At 74.2% G+C, this 16,898-nt stretch carries 14 protein-coding genes; all 14 read left to right on the forward strand.

The window, feature by feature from the left end:
* Window positions 1–8: 8 nt before the first annotated feature.
* The 14 genes from ACTJIY_RS00580 (at window position 9) to ACTJIY_RS00645 (ending at window position 16,862) form a co-directional block, all read left to right on the forward strand.
* Window positions 9–1,151 (forward strand): tRNA (adenine-N1)-methyltransferase, encoded by a 1,143-nt coding sequence (locus ACTJIY_RS00580; protein WP_374613921.1) that lies wholly within the window; start codon window positions 9–11, stop codon window positions 1,149–1,151.
* A 182-nt stretch (window positions 1,152–1,333) separates the two neighbouring features.
* On the forward strand, window positions 1,334–2,992 hold the full coding sequence (gene arc / locus ACTJIY_RS00585) for a proteasome ATPase (protein ID WP_253049738.1): 1,659 nt from the start codon (window positions 1,334–1,336) through the stop codon (window positions 2,990–2,992).
* Between the two features lie 169 nt (window positions 2,993–3,161).
* Window positions 3,162–4,799, forward strand: a complete 1,638-nt coding sequence (gene dop / locus ACTJIY_RS00590; protein WP_440673213.1) for a depupylase/deamidase Dop — start codon at window positions 3,162–3,164, stop codon at window positions 4,797–4,799.
* Between the two features lie 152 nt (window positions 4,800–4,951).
* Window positions 4,952–5,152, forward strand: a complete 201-nt coding sequence (locus ACTJIY_RS00595) for a ubiquitin-like protein Pup (protein ID WP_047232853.1) — start codon at window positions 4,952–4,954, stop codon at window positions 5,150–5,152.
* Window positions 5,153–5,171: 19 nt separating this feature from the next.
* Complete coding sequence (prcB, locus tag ACTJIY_RS00600) at window positions 5,172–6,107, forward strand: proteasome subunit beta (RefSeq protein ID WP_440673128.1); 936 nt, start codon at window positions 5,172–5,174, stop codon at window positions 6,105–6,107.
* A complete protein-coding gene (prcA, locus tag ACTJIY_RS00605) occupies window positions 6,104–6,835 on the forward strand; it encodes a proteasome subunit alpha (RefSeq protein WP_253049732.1) in 732 nt (243 codons plus the stop codon). The genes prcB and prcA overlap by 4 nt, the downstream gene beginning before the upstream one ends.
* Window positions 6,836–6,841: 6 nt before the next feature.
* Entirely contained in the window at window positions 6,842–8,203 is a 1,362-nt protein-coding gene (gene pafA / locus ACTJIY_RS00610) for a Pup--protein ligase (RefSeq protein WP_253049730.1), read from the forward strand.
* A 46-nt stretch (window positions 8,204–8,249) separates the two neighbouring features.
* Window positions 8,250–9,251: an FKBP-type peptidyl-prolyl cis-trans isomerase gene (locus ACTJIY_RS00615; protein ID WP_440673127.1), complete on the forward strand. Its 1,002-nt coding sequence runs from the start codon at window positions 8,250–8,252 to the stop codon at window positions 9,249–9,251.
* The gene (gene hisF, locus ACTJIY_RS00620) at window positions 9,248–10,018 is read left to right on the forward strand and encodes an imidazole glycerol phosphate synthase subunit HisF (protein ID WP_253049726.1); all 771 of its coding nucleotides are present in this window, start codon (window positions 9,248–9,250) and stop codon (window positions 10,016–10,018) included. Before ACTJIY_RS00615 ends, hisF begins: the two co-directional genes overlap by 4 nt.
* A 293-nt stretch (window positions 10,019–10,311) precedes the next feature.
* The gene (locus ACTJIY_RS00625; protein ID WP_440673212.1) at window positions 10,312–12,210 is read left to right on the forward strand and encodes an ABC transporter ATP-binding protein; all 1,899 of its coding nucleotides are present in this window, start codon (window positions 10,312–10,314) and stop codon (window positions 12,208–12,210) included.
* Complete coding sequence (locus ACTJIY_RS00630; RefSeq protein WP_440673126.1) at window positions 12,207–14,087, forward strand: ABC transporter ATP-binding protein; 1,881 nt, start codon at window positions 12,207–12,209, stop codon at window positions 14,085–14,087. Before ACTJIY_RS00625 ends, ACTJIY_RS00630 begins: the two co-directional genes overlap by 4 nt.
* An 86-nt stretch (window positions 14,088–14,173) precedes the next feature.
* Window positions 14,174–14,635 carry a phosphoribosyl-AMP cyclohydrolase gene (hisI, locus tag ACTJIY_RS00635; RefSeq protein WP_253049722.1) on the forward strand — a complete coding sequence of 154 codons (462 nt, stop codon included), beginning with the start codon at window positions 14,174–14,176 and terminating at the stop codon, window positions 14,633–14,635.
* The gene (locus ACTJIY_RS00640; RefSeq protein WP_253049720.1) at window positions 14,632–16,209 is read left to right on the forward strand and encodes an anthranilate synthase component I; all 1,578 of its coding nucleotides are present in this window, start codon (window positions 14,632–14,634) and stop codon (window positions 16,207–16,209) included. Before hisI ends, ACTJIY_RS00640 begins: the two co-directional genes overlap by 4 nt.
* Window positions 16,206–16,862, forward strand: coding sequence for a Trp biosynthesis-associated membrane protein (locus ACTJIY_RS00645; protein ID WP_440673125.1), 657 nt, complete (start codon window positions 16,206–16,208; stop codon window positions 16,860–16,862). Before ACTJIY_RS00640 ends, ACTJIY_RS00645 begins: the two co-directional genes overlap by 4 nt.
* Window positions 16,863–16,898 lie beyond the last annotated feature (36 nt).

Genomic DNA, 16,898 nt, shown 5'->3' on the forward strand with positions numbered 1-16,898 from the left:
GGTCGCCCGTGACCTCCGAGCCCGCCGCCACGCCCGGCCCCCAGACGACGCCCTCCGGACCGGAGGACACCGCCGCGCCCGCGGCGGACGCACCGGACCGCCCCGGCGCGACGGGCGCCGACGAGCGCCGCGGTCCCCTGCGCGTGGGGGACAAGGTCCAGCTCACCGACCCGCGCGGGCGCCTGCACACCATCACCCTCGCGCCGGGCGCGACGTTCCACACGCACAAGGGCTACCTGCGGCACGACGACCTCATCGGGCAGCCCGAGGGGAGCGTCGTCCGCAACACGGCCGAGATCGAGTACCTCGCGCTGCGCCCGCTGCTCGCGGACTACGTGCTGTCCATGCCGCGCGGTGCCGCGGTCGTCTACCCCAAGGACGCGGGGCAGATCGTCGCGATGGCGGACATCTTCCCCGGCGCGCGCGTCGTCGAGGCGGGCGTCGGATCGGGCGCGCTGACGATGTCGCTCCTGCGTGCGGTCGGCGACGCGGGCGAGCTGCACTCGATCGAGCGTCGCGAGGACTTCGCGGCCATCGCGCGCGGCAACGTCGAGACCTTCTTCGGCGGCGCGCACCCCGCCTGGACGCTCTCCGTGGGCGACCTCGCCGACGTGCTGCCGACCGTCACCGAGGACGGCACGGTCGACCGCGTCGTCCTCGACATGCTCGCGCCGTGGGAGAACCTCGACGTCGTCGCCCGTGCGCTCGTCCCCGGCGGCGTGCTGGTGTGCTACGTCGCCACGACGACCCAGCTCTCGCGCCTCGCGGAGGACCTGCGCGCCGACGGGCGCTACGCCGAGCCGGTCGCGTGGGAGTCCATGGTGCGGGGCTGGCACCTGGAGGGCCTCGCGGTGCGCCCGCAGCACCGGATGATCGGGCACACGGGCTTCCTGCTCACCGCGCGCCGTCTGGCCGACGGCGTCGCGCCGCCGGAGCGCAAGCGCCGCCCGGCCAAGGGCGCCTACCCGACCGACGCCGAGCAGTGGTCGCCCGAGGAGCTCGGTGAGCGTCCGGTGTCGGAGAAGAAGATCCGCCGCGTGCGTCGCGACGTCGGACAGGGGCCGGAGCAGCCCGAGGCCCGCGGCGCGGATCGGGTCCCCGGCCACGACGCCGAGCAGGGCGAGCACCCGGCCGAGGTGTCGGGGCCGTGACGGTCCGGTAACGATCGGGACCCGGTCGTCTCACCCTGGGTGTCGTCGGTGTGCTCGGGCGAGAATTGTGCCTAAGGTCGTCACCCGACCGCCGGACGGTGGTCGGCACGGGTCCTCCCGCGGGTCCGTCGTCCGCCGTCCACCACGCGGTCGGGCGAGCCGCCGGCGAGAGGGGACACCCCATGAGCGAGACATTCGGCCGTAGCGACGAGGCCCCGCAGAGCAGCGCGCGCGAGCTCGCGCTGCTGTCCGCGAAGAACGAGAGGCTCGCCGAGGCCCTCCGGGCCGCGCGCGACCAGATCCTCGACCTCAAGCGGCAGATCGACGACCTCGCCAAGCCCCCCGGCACGTACGCGGTGTTCCTCGCCGCGCACCCGGACGGGTCGGTCGACGTGTCCGCCGCCGGGCGCAAGATGCACGTCGGGGCGAGCCCGAGCCTCGACGTGGAGCGGCTGCGCCCCGGCCAGGAGGTCAAGCTCAACGAGGCGATGACCGTCGTCGCGGCCGGCGGGTACGAGCGCACGGGCGAGATCGTCACCGCCAAGGAGATCCTCGACGCCGACCGCGTGCTCGTCGTGGGGCGCGCCGACGAGGAGCGCGTCGTGCGCCTCGCGGGCTCGGTCGCGCACGCGTCGCTCCGCGTCGGCGACTCGCTGACCATCGACACGCGCAGCGGGTTCGTGTTCGAGGTGATCCCCAAGTCCGAGGTCGAGGAGCTCGTCCTCGAGGAGGTCCCGGACATCGAGTACGAGGACATCGGCGGCCTCGGCCCGCAGATCGAGCAGATCCGCGACGCCGTCGAGCTGCCGTTCACGCACCCCGACCTGTTCCGTGAGCACGGGCTGCACCCGCCCAAGGGCGTCCTCCTGTACGGCCCGCCCGGGTGCGGCAAGACGCTCATCGCCAAGGCCGTCGCGAACTCGCTCGCGCACACCGTCGCGCGGGCGCGAGGGGAGCAGGTCGAGGCCGGGTCGGGCGCGGCGCGCAGCTACTTCCTCAACGTCAAGGGTCCCGAGCTCCTCAACAAGTACGTGGGCGAGACCGAGCGGCACATCCGCCTGATCTTCGCCCGCGCCCGGGAGAAGGCGTCCCAGGGCACCCCGGTCGTCGTGTTCTTCGACGAGATGGAGTCGCTGTTCCGCACGCGCGGCACCGGTCTGTCGTCCGACGTCGAGACGACGATCGTGCCCCAGCTCCTCGCCGAGATCGACGGCGTCGAGCGGCTCGACAACGTCATCGTCATCGGCGCGTCGAACCGCGAGGACATGATCGACCCCGCGATCCTGCGGCCCGGTCGCCTCGACGTGAAGATCAAGATCGAGCGGCCGGACGCCGAGGGCGCCAAGGAGATCTTCGCCAAGTACCTCACCGAGGACCTGCCGATCCACGCCGCGGACCTCGCCGAGCACGGCGGCAACCAGCGCGAGGCGCTCGACGCGATGATCCGGTCGGTGGTCGAGCGGATGTACTCCGAGGAGGACGAGAACCAGTTCCTCGAGGTCACCTACGCGAGCGGCGACAAGGAGGTCCTCTACTTCAAGGACTTCAACTCGGGCGCGATGATCCAGAACGTCGTCGACCGGGCCAAGAAGTCCGCGATCAAGGACTTCCTCGCCACGGGCCAGCGCGGCATCCGCGTCGACCACCTGCTCGCCGCGTGCGTGGACGAGTTCAAGGAGAACGAGGACCTGCCCAACACGACCAACCCCGACGACTGGGCGCGCATCAGCGGCAAGAAGGGCGAGCGCATCGTCTTCATCCGCACGATCGTCCAGAAGAAGGGCGAGGGCGGCTCCCCGCGCACCATCGACACGGTCACCAACACCGGCCAGTACCTGTAGGACCGCCCGACCGACACCCCGAGACCCCGTCGGGTCGGCGACCTGCTCGCGCGGGCCGTCGCACCGGCGGGGTCTCGCCGCTGCGTGGGAGGGGGCCGTCGTCGGTGGACACGGTCCGCGCGCCGTCGGAGGACCGACATAGGGTGAGCGCGTGAGCGTGCGACGGGTCATGGGGATCGAGACCGAGTACGGCGTCCTGCAGCCGGGGAAGCCGATGGCGAACCCGATGCTCCTGTCGAGCCAGGTCGTCACGACCTACCGGGCGCTCGCCGCGCGGAGCGACGGCGCCCGCGGCCGGGCCCGGTGGGACTACGACGACGAGGACCCGCTGCAGGACGCACGGGGGTTCCACGTGCCGCGCGCGTCGGCGCACCCGTCGCTGCTCACCGACGACCCGACCCGGCCCGCGCCCTCGGGGCCCGTGGCGGAGCCCGCCGGGGGCGGGGCGGCCGAGGGCTCGCTCCAGGAGGTCGCACGGCCGACGACGGAGGAGTACGACGACCCGAGCGCCGCGAACGTCATCCTCACGAACGGTGCCCGGCTGTACGTCGACCACGCGCACCCGGAGTACTCCTCGCCCGAGGTCACGGTGCCGCACGACGTCGTGTGCTGGGACGTGGCGGGGGAGCGCGTCATGCTCGCGGCGTCGCGCGAGCTGGACCAGGTGCCCGGCGGGTCCGTCGTGCTCTACAAGAACAACGTCGACGGCAAGGGTGCGAGCTACGGCACGCACGAGAACTTCCTCGTGGACCGCGACGTCCCGTTCGGGGTGCTCGTGGAGATGCTCACGCCGTTCCTCGTGACCCGGCAGGTGTTCGCCGGCTCGGGACGCGTCGGCCTCGGCCCCACGGGCGAGGAGCACGGGTTCCAGATCTCCCAGCGCGCGGACTACGTCGAGGCCGAGGTCGGGCTGGAGACGACGCTGCGCCGCCCGATCGTCAACACGCGCGACGAGCCGCACGCCGACCGGCAGCGCTGGCGCCGGCTGCACCTCATCATCGGCGACGCGAACATGCTCGAGACCGCGACCTACCTCAAGACGGGGACGACGTCGCTCGTGCTGTTCGTCGTCGAGCACCTGGAGGAGCTGGGGCCGCAGGTGCGGTCGCGGCTCGCGGGCCTGCGGCTGGCGGACCCGGTGGCCGACGTGCAGCGGGTCAGCCGCGACCTGGACCTCACGCGTCGGCTCACCCTCGCCGACGGGCGCGAGCTGACGGCGCTGGAGGTCCAGCGCGAGTACCTCGACGTGGCGACGCAGGCGGCGGAGCTGCTCGCCGGCACCGACGGCGTCGACGCGCCCACGCGCGACGTGCTCGCGCGGTGGGCCTCCGTGCTCGAGCGCCTGAGGACGGACCGTGCCGCGTGCGCGCGCGACGTCGAGTGGGTCGCCAAGCTGCGGCTCCTCGACCGGCTGCGGGAACGCGACGGGATCGACTGGGGCCACCCGCGGCTCGCGGCGATGGACCTCCAGTGGTCGGACGTGCGCCCGGAGCGCGGCATCTACCACCGGCTCCTCGCGGCGGGCGCGGTCGACCGGGTCGTCACCGAGCGCGAGGTCGGCGCCGCCGTGCACCACGCCCCGGAGGACACGCGCGCGTACTTCCGCGGCGAGGTGATGGCCCGCTACGGCGACCAGGTCTCGGCCGCGAGCTGGGACTCGGTGATCTTCGACGTCCAGGGGGCACCGTCGCTCCAGCGGGTCCCGATGATGGACCCGCTGCGAGGGACGCGCGCGCACATCGGCGCGCTGCTCGACGCGAGCCCGGACGCGGCGGCGCTCCTGGCGGGTCTGGCAGGCCCGTCGTGAGCGGCGGCGACTAGGCTGGACGTACGACGGCGCCCCGCCCCTCGCGGAACGGGCGCCGCGTGCGAGCAGGGCCGGGAAGGGCGCGAGCCCCGACCGGGTTGGAACGGACAGAGCGTCGGCGCGGCACCGGGCCGACGGACGAGGAGGCAGCCATGGCGGGTACCGAACGCACCCACGCGTCGCACGAGGACCGGCGTCCCGACGACGAGCCCGAGGGCCCCGAGGTCCCGGTCGCGCCGCAGGCGCAGTCGCGCGACGCGGAGGTCGACGCGCTCCTCGAGGAGATCGACGAGGTGCTGGAGACGAACGCGGAGTCCTTCGTCCGGGGCTTCGTCCAGAAGGGCGGCGAGTAGGAAGGGTGACGGCAACCCGATGAGCACGGACCAGCCAGGGCGCCTGCCCGACGCCTTCACGACCCCCGGGTCGTCGTCCTTCCTGGACTTCCTGTCCGGGCACGCCCCCGACCTGCTGCCGTCGCACCGCACCGCCGGGCACACGTCCGGGGGCGCGGCGCCCGACGCGCCGCACGCGACGACGATCGTGGCGCTCACGTTCGGCGCGGAGGGCGTCGCGGGCGGCGTCGTGATGGCGGGCGACCGTCGCGCGACGATGGGTTCGATGATCGCGAACCGTGAGATCGAGAAGGTCTTCCCCGCGGACGAGTTCTCGGCGGTCGGGATCGCGGGGACGGCGGGCATCGCGGTCGAGCTCGTGCGCCTGTTCCAGCTCGAGCTCGAGCACTACGAGAAGATCGAGGGCACCCTGCTCTCGCTGGACGGCAAGGCGAACCGGCTGTCCACGATGATCCGGCAGAACCTCGGCCTCGCGATGCAGGGCCTCGCCGTGGTCCCGCTGTTCGCCGGGTTCGACCTCGACCGGGCCACGGGCCGCATCTTCTCCTACGACGTGACCGGCGGCCGGTACGAGGAGCGCGCCTACCACTCGGTGGGCTCCGGTTCGGTGTTCGCGCGGAGCTCGCTGAAGAAGCTCTGGCGCACCGAGCTCGACCGGGACGCGTCCGTGCGCGTGGCGGTCGAGGCCCTGTACGACGCGGCGGACGACGACTCCGCCACGGGCGGTCCCGACCCGGTGCGCCGGATCTGGCCCGTCGTCGCGGTCGTGACCCGGGACGGCTACGAGCGCGTCCCGGACGACGAGCTCGCCGCCGTCGTCGAGCAGATCGTGGCCGAGCGGTCGGGCACGGGCGTGCCGCGCCGCGGCCCCGCGGCGACGAACGCCGAGTCCGTCCCGCACGACCAGCCGCACGACCTGTCGCAGGGCCCCGCGTCGGGAGGTGACGCCGAGTGAACATGCCCTTCTACGTCTCGCCCGAGCAGCTCATGAAGGACCGGGCGGACTTCGCGCGCAAGGGCATCGCGCGCGGCCGGTCCGTCGTGGTCCTCGCCTACGAGGACGGGATCGCGTTCGCCACGGAGAACCCGTCGCGCGCGCTGCACAAGATCTCGGAGATCTACGACCGCATCGCGTTCGCCGCGGTGGGCAAGTACAACGAGTTCGAGAACCTGCGGGTCGCGGGGGTGCGCTACGCGGACCTGCGCGGCTACTCGTACGACCGCACCGACGTCAACGCCCGCGGTCTCGCGAACGCCTACGCCCAGACCCTGGGCACGGTGTTCACCACGGAGTCCAAGCCGCTCGAGGTCGAGCTCGTCGTCGCGGAGGTCGGCCGGACCGCGGCGCAGGACCAGCTCTACCGGATCTCCTACGACGGGTCGGTCGCGGACGAGCAGGGCGTCGTCGTCATGGGCGGGCAGGCCGACCAGCTCGGCCGCGTGCTCCAGGACGCGTGGCAGCCGGGTCTGGGGCTGGCCGAGGTCCTGCGCCTCGCCGTGCGCGCGCTCGGGTCGGGCGGCGACGGCGAGGAGGTGCGGACCATCCCGGCCGCCCAGCTCGAGGTGGCCGTCCTGGACCGCACGCGCCCGCGACGCGCCTTCCGGCGGCTGTCCGGGCAGGCCCTCGAGGACCTGCTCGCGGACGACGCGACCGACACCGGTGCCGCGACGGACGAGGGGTAGGACCGCATGGACCGCAGGATCTTCGGGCTGGAGACGGAGTACGGCGTGACGTGCGCGTCCGACGACGGCCGCGGGCTGTCGGCGGACGAGGTGGCACGCTACCTGTTCCGCAAGGTGGTGGCGTGGGGCCGGTCGTCGAACGTCTTCCTGCGCAACGGGTCGCGCCTGTACCTCGACGTCGGCTCGCACCCCGAGTACGCGACGGCGGAGTGCGACGACGTGCACCAGCTCGTCGCGTACGACCGCGGCGGGGAGCGGATCCTGGAGGGTCTCGTCGCGGACGCGCAGCAGCGCCTCGAGCACGAGGGCCTGCCGGGCCGCATCCACCTGTTCAAGAACAACACCGACTCCGCGGGGAACTCGTACGGGTGCCACGAGAACTACCTCGTGCGGCGCCAGGGCGACTTCTCGCGCCTGTCGGACGTGCTCGTCCCGTTCCTCATCACCCGCCAGGTGCTCACGGGCGCGGGCAAGGTCCTCACGACGCCGCGCGGCGCGGTGTACTGCCTGTCGCAGCGCGCCGACCACATCTGGGAGGCGGTCTCCAGCGCGACGACCCGGTCCCGCCCGATCATCAACACGCGCGACGAGCCGCACGCCGACGCCGAGAGCTACCGGCGGCTGCACGTCATCGTCGGCGACTCGTCCATGGCGGAGACGACGACGATGCTCAAGGTCGGCACGACCGACCTCATCCTGCGCATGGTCGAGGCGGGCGTGCCCATGCGCGACCTCGCGCTCGAGAACCCGATCCGGTCGATCCGCGAGATCAGCCACGACATGACCGGCAAGCAGCCGGTCCAGCTCGCGAGCGGACGGACCGTCACCGCGATCGACCTGCAGGGCGAGTACCTGCAGCGGGTGAAGGAGTTCGTCGAGCAGGACGTCTCGCCCACGCCGGTCGTCAAGCAGGTCCTCGACCTGTGGGAGCGAGGGCTGCGCGCCCTGGAGACGGGCGACCTCTCGCTGGTCGACCGCGAGCTCGACTGGGTCATCAAGTACCGGCTGATCCAGCGGTACCAGGCCAAGCACGGGCTCGAGCTCGACGACCCGCGGATCGCGCGCCTGGACCTCGCGTACCACGACATCTCGCGGACCGAGGGGCTGTACAACCTCCTGGCCGCGCGCGGGATGGTCGAGCGCGTCACGACGGACCTCGAGGTCTTCGAGTCGACGGCGGTCCCGCCGCAGACGACGCGCGCCAAGCTGCGCGGCGACTTCGTGCGCGCCGCCCAGGAGGCACGCCGGGACTACACGGTCGACTGGGTGCACCTCAAGCTCAACGACCAGGCGCAGCGCACGGTCCTGTGCAAGGACCCGTTCCGGAACGTCGACGAGCGCGTGGAGCGCCTCATCGAGTCGATGTGATGCGGGACGTGATGTGACGAACCTGGTTCCTCCGACCGGGCGCCCCGTGCCGGGCCTCCGGTCCGCTCGTCGTCGTGCGCCCGGAGCCCGGGGGGCGCTCGCACTGCTCGTGGGGCTCGTCGCGTCGCTCGCCCTCGCCGCCTGCACCGAGCCCGAGGACGCGACGCCGACCCCGCTGAACACCGACCTCACGGTCGTCGGGTCCTCCGGCGCGCCCCCGGAGCTGCAGTACCGCGCCCCGCTCGACGTGCCGGAGGCGTCCTCGGAGGTGGTGTGGCCGGGCGCCGGCGCCGAGCTCGTCGACGGCGGTCCGCTCCTGCTCAACCTGTACGCGCAGGACGTCAGCGACGGAACGGTGCTCCAGAACACCTACACCGACGCGCCGCGCTGGCGCACGCTGACGGACGAGTCGGTCGGGCGGGACCTGCGCGACCTCCTACGCGGCCAGAGGGTGGGCGCGCGCCTCCTGCGGCTCGAGGAGGACGACGGCGTCCCCGTCGCGCTGGTCGTGGACGTGCTCCCGACCCGGGCGTCGGGCGAGGCGGTCGCGCCGGTCGAGGGCCTGCCGACCGTCACGCTCGCCGAGGACGGCGCGCCGAGCGTCGCGATCCCGCCCGACACGGCCGCGCCGGGCGGGCTCGTCGTGCAGCCGCTGATCCGCGGCGACGGCCGCCAGGTCGAGGTCGGCCAGGTCGTCACGGTCCGCTACACGGGCGTGCGCTGGTCCGACGGCGGGGTCTTCGACACGACCTGGACCGACGACACCGCGCCCCTGTCGATCATGATCGGGATCGGCGAGGTGATCGAGGGGTGGGAGCAGGGCCTCCTGGAGCAGTCCGTGGGGAGCCAGGTGCTGCTCGTCGTGCCGCCGGACCTCGCCTACGGCGAGACGGCCAACCCGCTCGCGGGCGAGACGCTCGTCTACGTCGTGGACATCCTCGACGCCCAGTTCCCGGTGACCGCCGAGGAGGCCGCCGAGGGCGGCACCGACGGCGCCGGTACCGACACGACCGGCGACGCGCCGGCCGACCAAGGAGAGTCCTCATGACCGTCGCGATCCGCGTGATCCCGTGCCTCGACGTCGACGCGGGGCGCGTCGTCAAGGGCGTCAACTTCGAGAACCTGCGGGACGCGGGCGACCCCGTGGAGCTCGCCTCGCGGTACGACGCCGAGGGCGCGGACGAGCTGACGTTCCTCGACGTCTCGGCGTCGTCGGGGAACCGCGAGACGACGTACGACGTCGTGCGGCGCACCGCGGAGCAGGTCTTCGTGCCGCTCACCGTCGGCGGCGGCGTGCGCTCGGCGGAGGACGTGGACCGCCTCCTGCGCGCGGGAGCGGACAAGGTCGGCGTGAACACGGCCGCGATCGCCCGCCCGGAGCTCATCGCCGAGATCGCGGACCGCTTCGGCAGCCAGGTGCTGGTCCTGTCCGTCGACGCGCGGCGCACGACGGGCGACGTGCGCACCGACTCCGGCTACGAGGTCACGACCCACGGCGGGCGTCGGGGGACCGGGATCGACGCCGTGGAGTGGGCCGCGCGCGCTGCGGGGCTCGGGGCGGGCGAGATCCTCCTCAACTCGATGGACGCCGACGGGACGACCGCGGGCTTCGACCTCGAGATGCTCGCGGCGGTGCGCTCCGAGGTCCGGGTCCCGCTCGTCGCGAGCGGCGGGGCGGGGACGCCCGAGCACTTCGTGGCCGCCGCGCGCGCCGGGGCCGACGCGGTGCTGGCCGCGAGCGTCTTCCACTTCGGTGCCCTGACGGTCGCCCAGGTCAAGGACGCGATGCGCGCGCAGGGCGTCGAGGTGCGCTGAGCCACCCTCGGGCAGGGCGGAGGTCCGGCTCCGTCGTCGCCCGTCGGCAGAGCTCCGTCGGGGCGTGTCAGGGGCGCATGAGAAGATCGTGCAACCCCTGAACGAAAGACGAGGACCGTCCCGTGCCCGGCAGCAGGACGCGCCCCACCGGCGCCGACGCCCCGCCCGCCCCGACCGACCTGCCGGCCCCGACGGACCGGCCCGACCCGCCCCGGGACCTGCTCCCCGACGAGCCGAGCGTCCGGCGCCCGCACGCCCTGACCGGGTCGCGGGTGCGCCGGTCGCTGGCCCTCATGGGCCGCGGCATCCGCGACGAGCCGCGCACCTACGCCCTCGCGATCGGGTCGTCCGCGCTCTTCGGCGCGCTCACCGTCGCCGTGAGCAGCGCGATCGGCACCGCGACCGACGAGGTCGTCGTCCCCGCGATCGCGGGCGACGAGGCCGCGCGGGGCCGCATCTGGGTCGCGGGTCTCGTCCTCGCCGGCATCGCGGTCTCCCTCGCGGCGAGCGTGGCCGCGCGCCGCATCTTCGCGGGCAACGGGTACGCCGCGCTCCAGGCGCGGCACCGCACCGCGGTGACGCGCCAGTACCTGCGGCTGCCCATGTCGTGGCACCGCTCGCACCCCGCCGGGCAGCTCCTGTCCAACGCGAACTCCGACGTCGAGGCGGCGACGGGCGTGTTCAACCCGCTCCCGTTCGCGCTCGGTGTCGTCGTCATGATCGGCGTCGCGGCCGTGATGCTGTTCCGCGTGGACGTGTGGCTCGCGTGCGCGGCACTGATCGTCATCCCGCTCGCGATCGCCGTGAACATCGTCTTCCAGCGCTACATGTCGCCCGCGATCACGCGCGCGCAGCAGCTCCGGGCCGAGGTCTCGGACGTCGCGCACGAGAGCTTCGAGGCGGCGCTGCTCGTCACGTCGCTCGGGACCGCGGACCGCGAGGAGCGGCGCTTCGCCGAGCGCACCGACGAGCTGCGCGCCGCGAACGTGCGCGTCGGCGTCGTCCGGGCGTTCTTCGACCCGGTCATCGAGCTGCTGCCGTCGCTCGGCACGCTCCTCGTCCTGGCCGTCGGGACCGTCCGGCTCACCTCGGGCGGCGTCGCGGCGGGCGACATCGTCACCGCCGCCTACCTCCTCACGATCATGGCCGTCCCCGTCCGGGCGTTCGGGTGGGTGCTCGGTGAGCTCCCGCGCGCCCTCGTCGGGTACGAGCGCATCAGCCGCGTCGTCGACGCGGGCGGCGTGCTGCGACCTGGGACCGGCGGGCTCCCCGGCGGGGGCTCCGGGCTGGGCGTCCGCCTCGAGGGCGTCGGCGTGGACGTCCGCGCGGGCGGTCGAGCGATCACGCTGCTCGACGGGATCGACCTCGAGGTCGACCCCGGGACGACGGTCGCGGTCGTCGGCCCGACGGGTGCGGGCAAGACGACGCTCGTGTCGCTGCTCGCCCGCCTCTCCGACCCCACGCGCGGCCGGGTGCTGCTCGACGCCACGGACGTGCGGGACGTGCGCGAGGCCGACCTGACGTCCCAGGTCGCCCTCGTGGCCCAGCAGGCCTTCGTCTTCGAGGACTCCGTGCGGGCGAACGTCACGCTCGCCGACGACGGCGACGCAGGCCCGGACGACGACCAGGTCTGGGAGGCGCTGCGCCTGGCGCGCGTCGACGACGTCGTCGCGCGACTGCCGGAGGGCCTCGACGCGCCGCTGGGGGAGCGCGGGGCGAACCTGTCCGGCGGCCAGCGCCAGCGGCTCGCCATCGCACGCGCCCTCGTGCGTCGTCCGCGCCTGCTCGTCCTCGACGACGCGACGTCCGCGGTCGACCCGCGCGTCGAGCAGCAGATCCTCGCGGGCCTCGCCCGCGACGGGGCCGACCGCCCGACCGTCGTCATGGTGGCCTACCGCATGTCGAGCGTCGCGCTCGCGGACGTCGTCGTGCACGTCGAGTCCGGCCGCGTGGTCGACGTCGGGACGCACGACGAGCTCCTCGCGCGCGACCGGGGCTACCGCGAGCTCGCGACGGCCTACGCCCGCGAGGCGGAGCGGCGCGAGCAGGAGCGCGCGGACGCCACCGACGACACCGCGCGGACGGCGGCCGAGGACGGCGAGGAGACGCGCGGGGGCGACCTCGCGCGTCGGGAAGAGATCGAGGAGGACGACGTCGTGCAGCACGTCGAGACGGGGGCGCTGGAGGAATGAGCCGGTCGACCACCACGGAGCGCTCCGACACCGCGGCCACGGCATCCGCGCCCGACGGCGCGCCGGGCCGCCCGGGCGACGCCCGCATCGCCTCGGCGAGCTCGCTCGGCGTCCTCGCCACGCTGCGCCGCGGCGTCCAGGTCTCGCCGCAGATCCTCGACGGCATCTGGGTCACGCTCGGCCTCGCGGTCGCGGCCGCGCTGGGCCGCGTCGTGGTCCCCGTGACCGTCCAGCAGACGGTCGACACCGGCGTGCTCGCCGACGGCGGTCCGGACACGACGCGCGTGGCCGTGCTCGTCGGCGTCGCCGCGGTCGTCATCGTCCTCGCGGGCCTCTGCTCGGCCTTCGTCAACGTCCGGCTGTTCCGGTCGACGGAGGCGGGGCTCGCCGGCCTGCGCGTGCGCGCGTTCCGGCACGTGCACGACCTGTCCGTCCTCACGCAGAACACGGAACGGCGCGGCTCGCTCGTCTCGCGCGTGACGAGCGACGTCGACACCATCTCGCTGTTCGTGCAGTGGGGCGGCATCATGCTGCTCGTCTCGGTGCTGCAGATCGGCGTCGCGACGGTCCTCATGGCCGTGTACTCGTGGCAGCTCACGCTCGTCGTCTGGGCGTGCTTCGTCCCGCTGTTCCTGGTCCTGCGCCCCGCGCAGGCCCGCGTCAACGACGCGTACACGCAGGTGCGTGCGCGTGTCGGCGGCATGCTCGGGGCGATCTCCGAGTCGATCGTCGGCGCCGAGACGATCCGCGCGTACGGTGCGGGCGCGCGCACCGCGCGCCGCATCGACGCCGCCGTGGACGCGACCCGGCGAGCGATGGTCCGGGCGCAGAAGCTCGTCGCCGTCGTCTTCTCGAGCGGCGTGCTCGTCGCGAACCTCGTGCTGGCCGTGGTCGTCGTGGTCGGCTCGTACCTCGGCGTGGCCGGCGACGTCTCGGTCGGGCAGCTCCTCGCGTTCCTCTTCCTCGTCCAGCTCTTCACGGGCCCGGTGCAGATGGCGACCGAGATCCTCAACGAGCTCCAGAACGCGGTCGCCGGGTGGCGCCGCGTGCTCGCGGTGCTGGAGACGCCGGTCGAGGTCGTCGACCGGGGCGCCGACGGCGAGCGCAGCCCGCGCGGGCCCGCCCACGTGCGGCTCGAGGGCGTCCGGTTCGCCTACCCGGACGGGCCCGAGGTGCTGCACGGCGTCGACCTCGATCTCCCGGCCCGGGCCTCGGTCGCCGTCGTCGGGGCCACCGGGTCCGGCAAGACGACGATCGCCAAGCTCGTCACCCGGCTCATGGACCCGACCGCGGGGCGCGTGCTGCTCGACGGCACCGACCTGCGCGACCTCGCCGTCGAGTCCCTGCGCGAGCGCGTCGTGCTCGTGCCGCAGGAGGGCTTCCTCTTCGACGGCACGCTCGCCGACAACGTCGCCTACGGGTTGCGCGGCGACGCCGAGCACGAGCCCGACGTCGCACGCCGCGCCCGGATCGAGGCGGCCGTCGAACGGCTCGGGCTCACCGACTGGGTCGCGGACCTGCCCGACGGGCTCGACTCCCCGGTCGGCCAGCGGGGCGAGTCGCTCTCCGCCGGGGAGCGGCAGCTCGTCGCCCTGGTGCGCGCCTACCTCGCCGAGGCCGACCTGCTCGTCCTCGACGAGGCGACGTCCGCCGTCGACCCCGCGACCGAGGTCCGCATCGCCCGCGCCCTCGCCTCGCTCACCGCCGGCCGCTCGACGCTGACCATCGCGCACCGCCTCTCCACCGCCGAGGCGGCGGACCTCGTGGTCGTGGTGGACGCGGGCCACGTCGTCGAGGTCGGCCACCACGACGACCTCGCCCGAGCGGGCGGCGTGTACGCCCGCATGCACGACGCCTGGGTCTCCCAGACCCGCTGACCCGCGCCGCCGCCGGGCGACCCACGTCACGCCGGCCGGGCGAGACGGGGGACCGGCGGCGGCCCGGCGTCTGGCAGGATTCTCGGGTGCCCGATTCCACGACCGGACCCACGACCGACACGCCGACCCGCACGGCGCTCGACCCCGAGATCGCCGCGAGGCTCAAGCGCGACGACGCGGGCCTCGTCGCCGCGATCGTCCAGCAGCACGACACGGGCGACGTGCTCATGCTCGGCTGGATGGACGACGAGGCGCTGCACCGGACGCTGACGACCGGGCGGGTGACGTTCTGGAGCCGGTCCCGCCAGGAGTACTGGCGCAAGGGCGACACGTCGGGCCACGTGCAGGTCGTGCGCTCGGTCGCCCTCGACTGCGACGGGGACGCGCTGCTCGTGCGCGTCCACCAGGTCGGGGCCGCGTGCCACACCGGCACGCGCACGTGCTTCGAGGCCGGGGGAGACCTCGGCGCCGTCGTCGGCGACCTGCCGCCCGGCACCGTCGCCCCCTCGACCACGCCCGACCCCGATCCTGAGGAGGAGAACCAGTGAGCGCGACCGTCGACCCGGCCGAGACCACCACCGTCCCCGCGGGCGGTCCCGCGTGGGGCGCGACGTGGCCCGTGCTCGACGGCTTCCGCGCGCTGGCCACGTCGCGACGGGTGGTCCCGGTCGTCCGGCGCCTGCTCGCCGACGACGTCACGCCCGTCGGGCTGTACCGCACGCTGGCGCAGGGCCGGCCGGGGACGTTCGTCCTGGAGTCCGCCGAGTCGGACGGGCGGTGGGCCCGGTACTCGTTCGTCGGCGTCGCGTCCCGCGCGACGCTCACGGCGCGCGAGGGCCGGGCCGTCTGGTCCGGTGACGTGCCGACCGGCGTCCCGCTCGAGGGCGACGTCGTGGCGGTGCTGGAGGCGACGCTCGACGTGCTGCGGACGCCTGCCGTCGAGGGCCTGCCGCCGCTCACGGGCGGCCTCGCGGGCGCGATCGGCTGGGACGTGATCCGGCACTGGGAGCCGACCCTGCCCGCGGACGCGCCGGACGAGCTGGGCGTGCCCGAGCTCACGCTGTGCCTCGCGACGGACCTCGCGGTCGTCGACCACGCGGAGGGCAGCGTGTGGCTCGTCGCCAACGCGATCAACTTCGACGACACGGACGAGCGCGTCGACGAGGCCTACGCGGACGCCGTCGCGCGGCTGGACGCGATGCAGGCCCGGCTCGTGGCCGGAGGCGCGCACGTCGCGTCGGTCCTCGCCCCGGACGCCGCGGAGCCCGCGCTCGAGTTCCGCTCGACGCGCGAGGAGTTCGAGGCGTCCGTCGTCGCGGGCAAGGACGCGATCCGCGAGGGCGAGGTGTTCCAGGTGGTGCTGTCCCAGCGCCTGGACCTCGACTGCCCGGCGGACCCGCTCGACGTCTACCGCGCGCTGCGGACGATCAACCCGAGCCCGTACATGTACTACTTCCAGCTCACGGACGCGGACGGGCGGGACTTCGCGGTCGTCGGGTCCAGCCCCGAGACGCTCGTGAAGGTCGAGGACGGGCGCGTCACGACGTTCCCGATCGCCGGCTCCCGGCCGCGCGGCGCGACGCCCGAGGAGGACGTCGCGCTGGGCGAGGAGCTCCTGCAGGACCCGAAGGAGCTCGCCGAGCACATCATGCTCGTGGACCTGTCGCGCAACGACCTCGTCAAGGTGTGCGAGCCGACGTCCGTCGAGGTCGTGGAGTTCATGGCGACCAAGCGGTTCAGCCACATCATGCACCTGTGCTCGACGGTCGTCGGGACGCTGCGCGACGGCGCGACCGCGCTGGACGCCTTCCGGGCGACGTTCCCGGCCGGGACGCTCTCCGGCGCGCCCAAGCCGCGCGCGATCGCCCTCATCGACGAGCTCGAGCCGGCGTCGCGCGGGATCTACGGTGGGACCGCGGGGTACTTCGACTTCGACGGGAACATGGACATGGCCATCGCGATCCGGACCGCGCTGATCCGCGACGGTCGCGCGAGCGTCCAGGCGGGCGGCGGCATCGTCGCGGACTCGGTGCCCGCGCTCGAGTACGCGGAGTCGCGCAACAAGGCCGCCGCCGCGGTCCGGGCCGTCCAGGTCGCGGCGCGGCTGCGGGGGCTCGCGTGAGCCGCCCGGCCGGGCCGAGCCGGCGCACCGCGATCTGGGTCCTGCTCCTGCTCGGCGGCGCGACCCTCGCGACGGCCGTGCCGACGTGGCTGAGCACGACCGGCGCGACGGCGCTCGACCCGGAGGTCGCGGTCGCCGTCGCCGGGACGTCGGCGGCGCCGGGGGTGAGCGCGTCGGCGCTCGTGCTCGTCGCCGCCGCGCTCGCGCTGGGGCTCGTCGGCCGCGTCGGCCGGTGGGTCGTGCTCGCCGTCGCCGCGGCGAGCGGAGTCGTCGCGACCGTCTCCGCGCTCGGCGTCGCGCTCGACCCGGAGCCCAGCGCCCGGTCGGCCGTCGCGGACGCGACCAGCGTCACGGAGCTCACCGCGCCCGTCGAGCTGACCGCCGCGCCCTGGCTCGCCGCGGCACTCGGCGTCCTCACCGTGCTCGCGGTGGTGTGGGTCGCGCTCGGCTCGCGGTCGTGGGCGGGCGCCTCGACCCGGCACGAGCGCGCGGCGGGCCCGGTGCCCCCGGGCCCCCCGGCGCCGTCCGCGACGGGTCCCGAGGACCGCCCGGACGCCACGGCGAGGACCGCGGAGAGCCCCGCACCCGACGACCTCTCCGACCACGACGCGTGGGACGCGCTGTCCCGCGGCGAGGACCCCACGGACCGCTGAGCAGCGCGGACACCCGCTCCCGTCGCCCCGTCCGGG

This window comes from Cellulosimicrobium sp. 22598 (assembly GCF_052044445.1).
GTDB classification, from domain to species: domain Bacteria; phylum Actinomycetota; class Actinomycetes; order Actinomycetales; family Cellulomonadaceae; genus Cellulosimicrobium; species Cellulosimicrobium cellulans_G.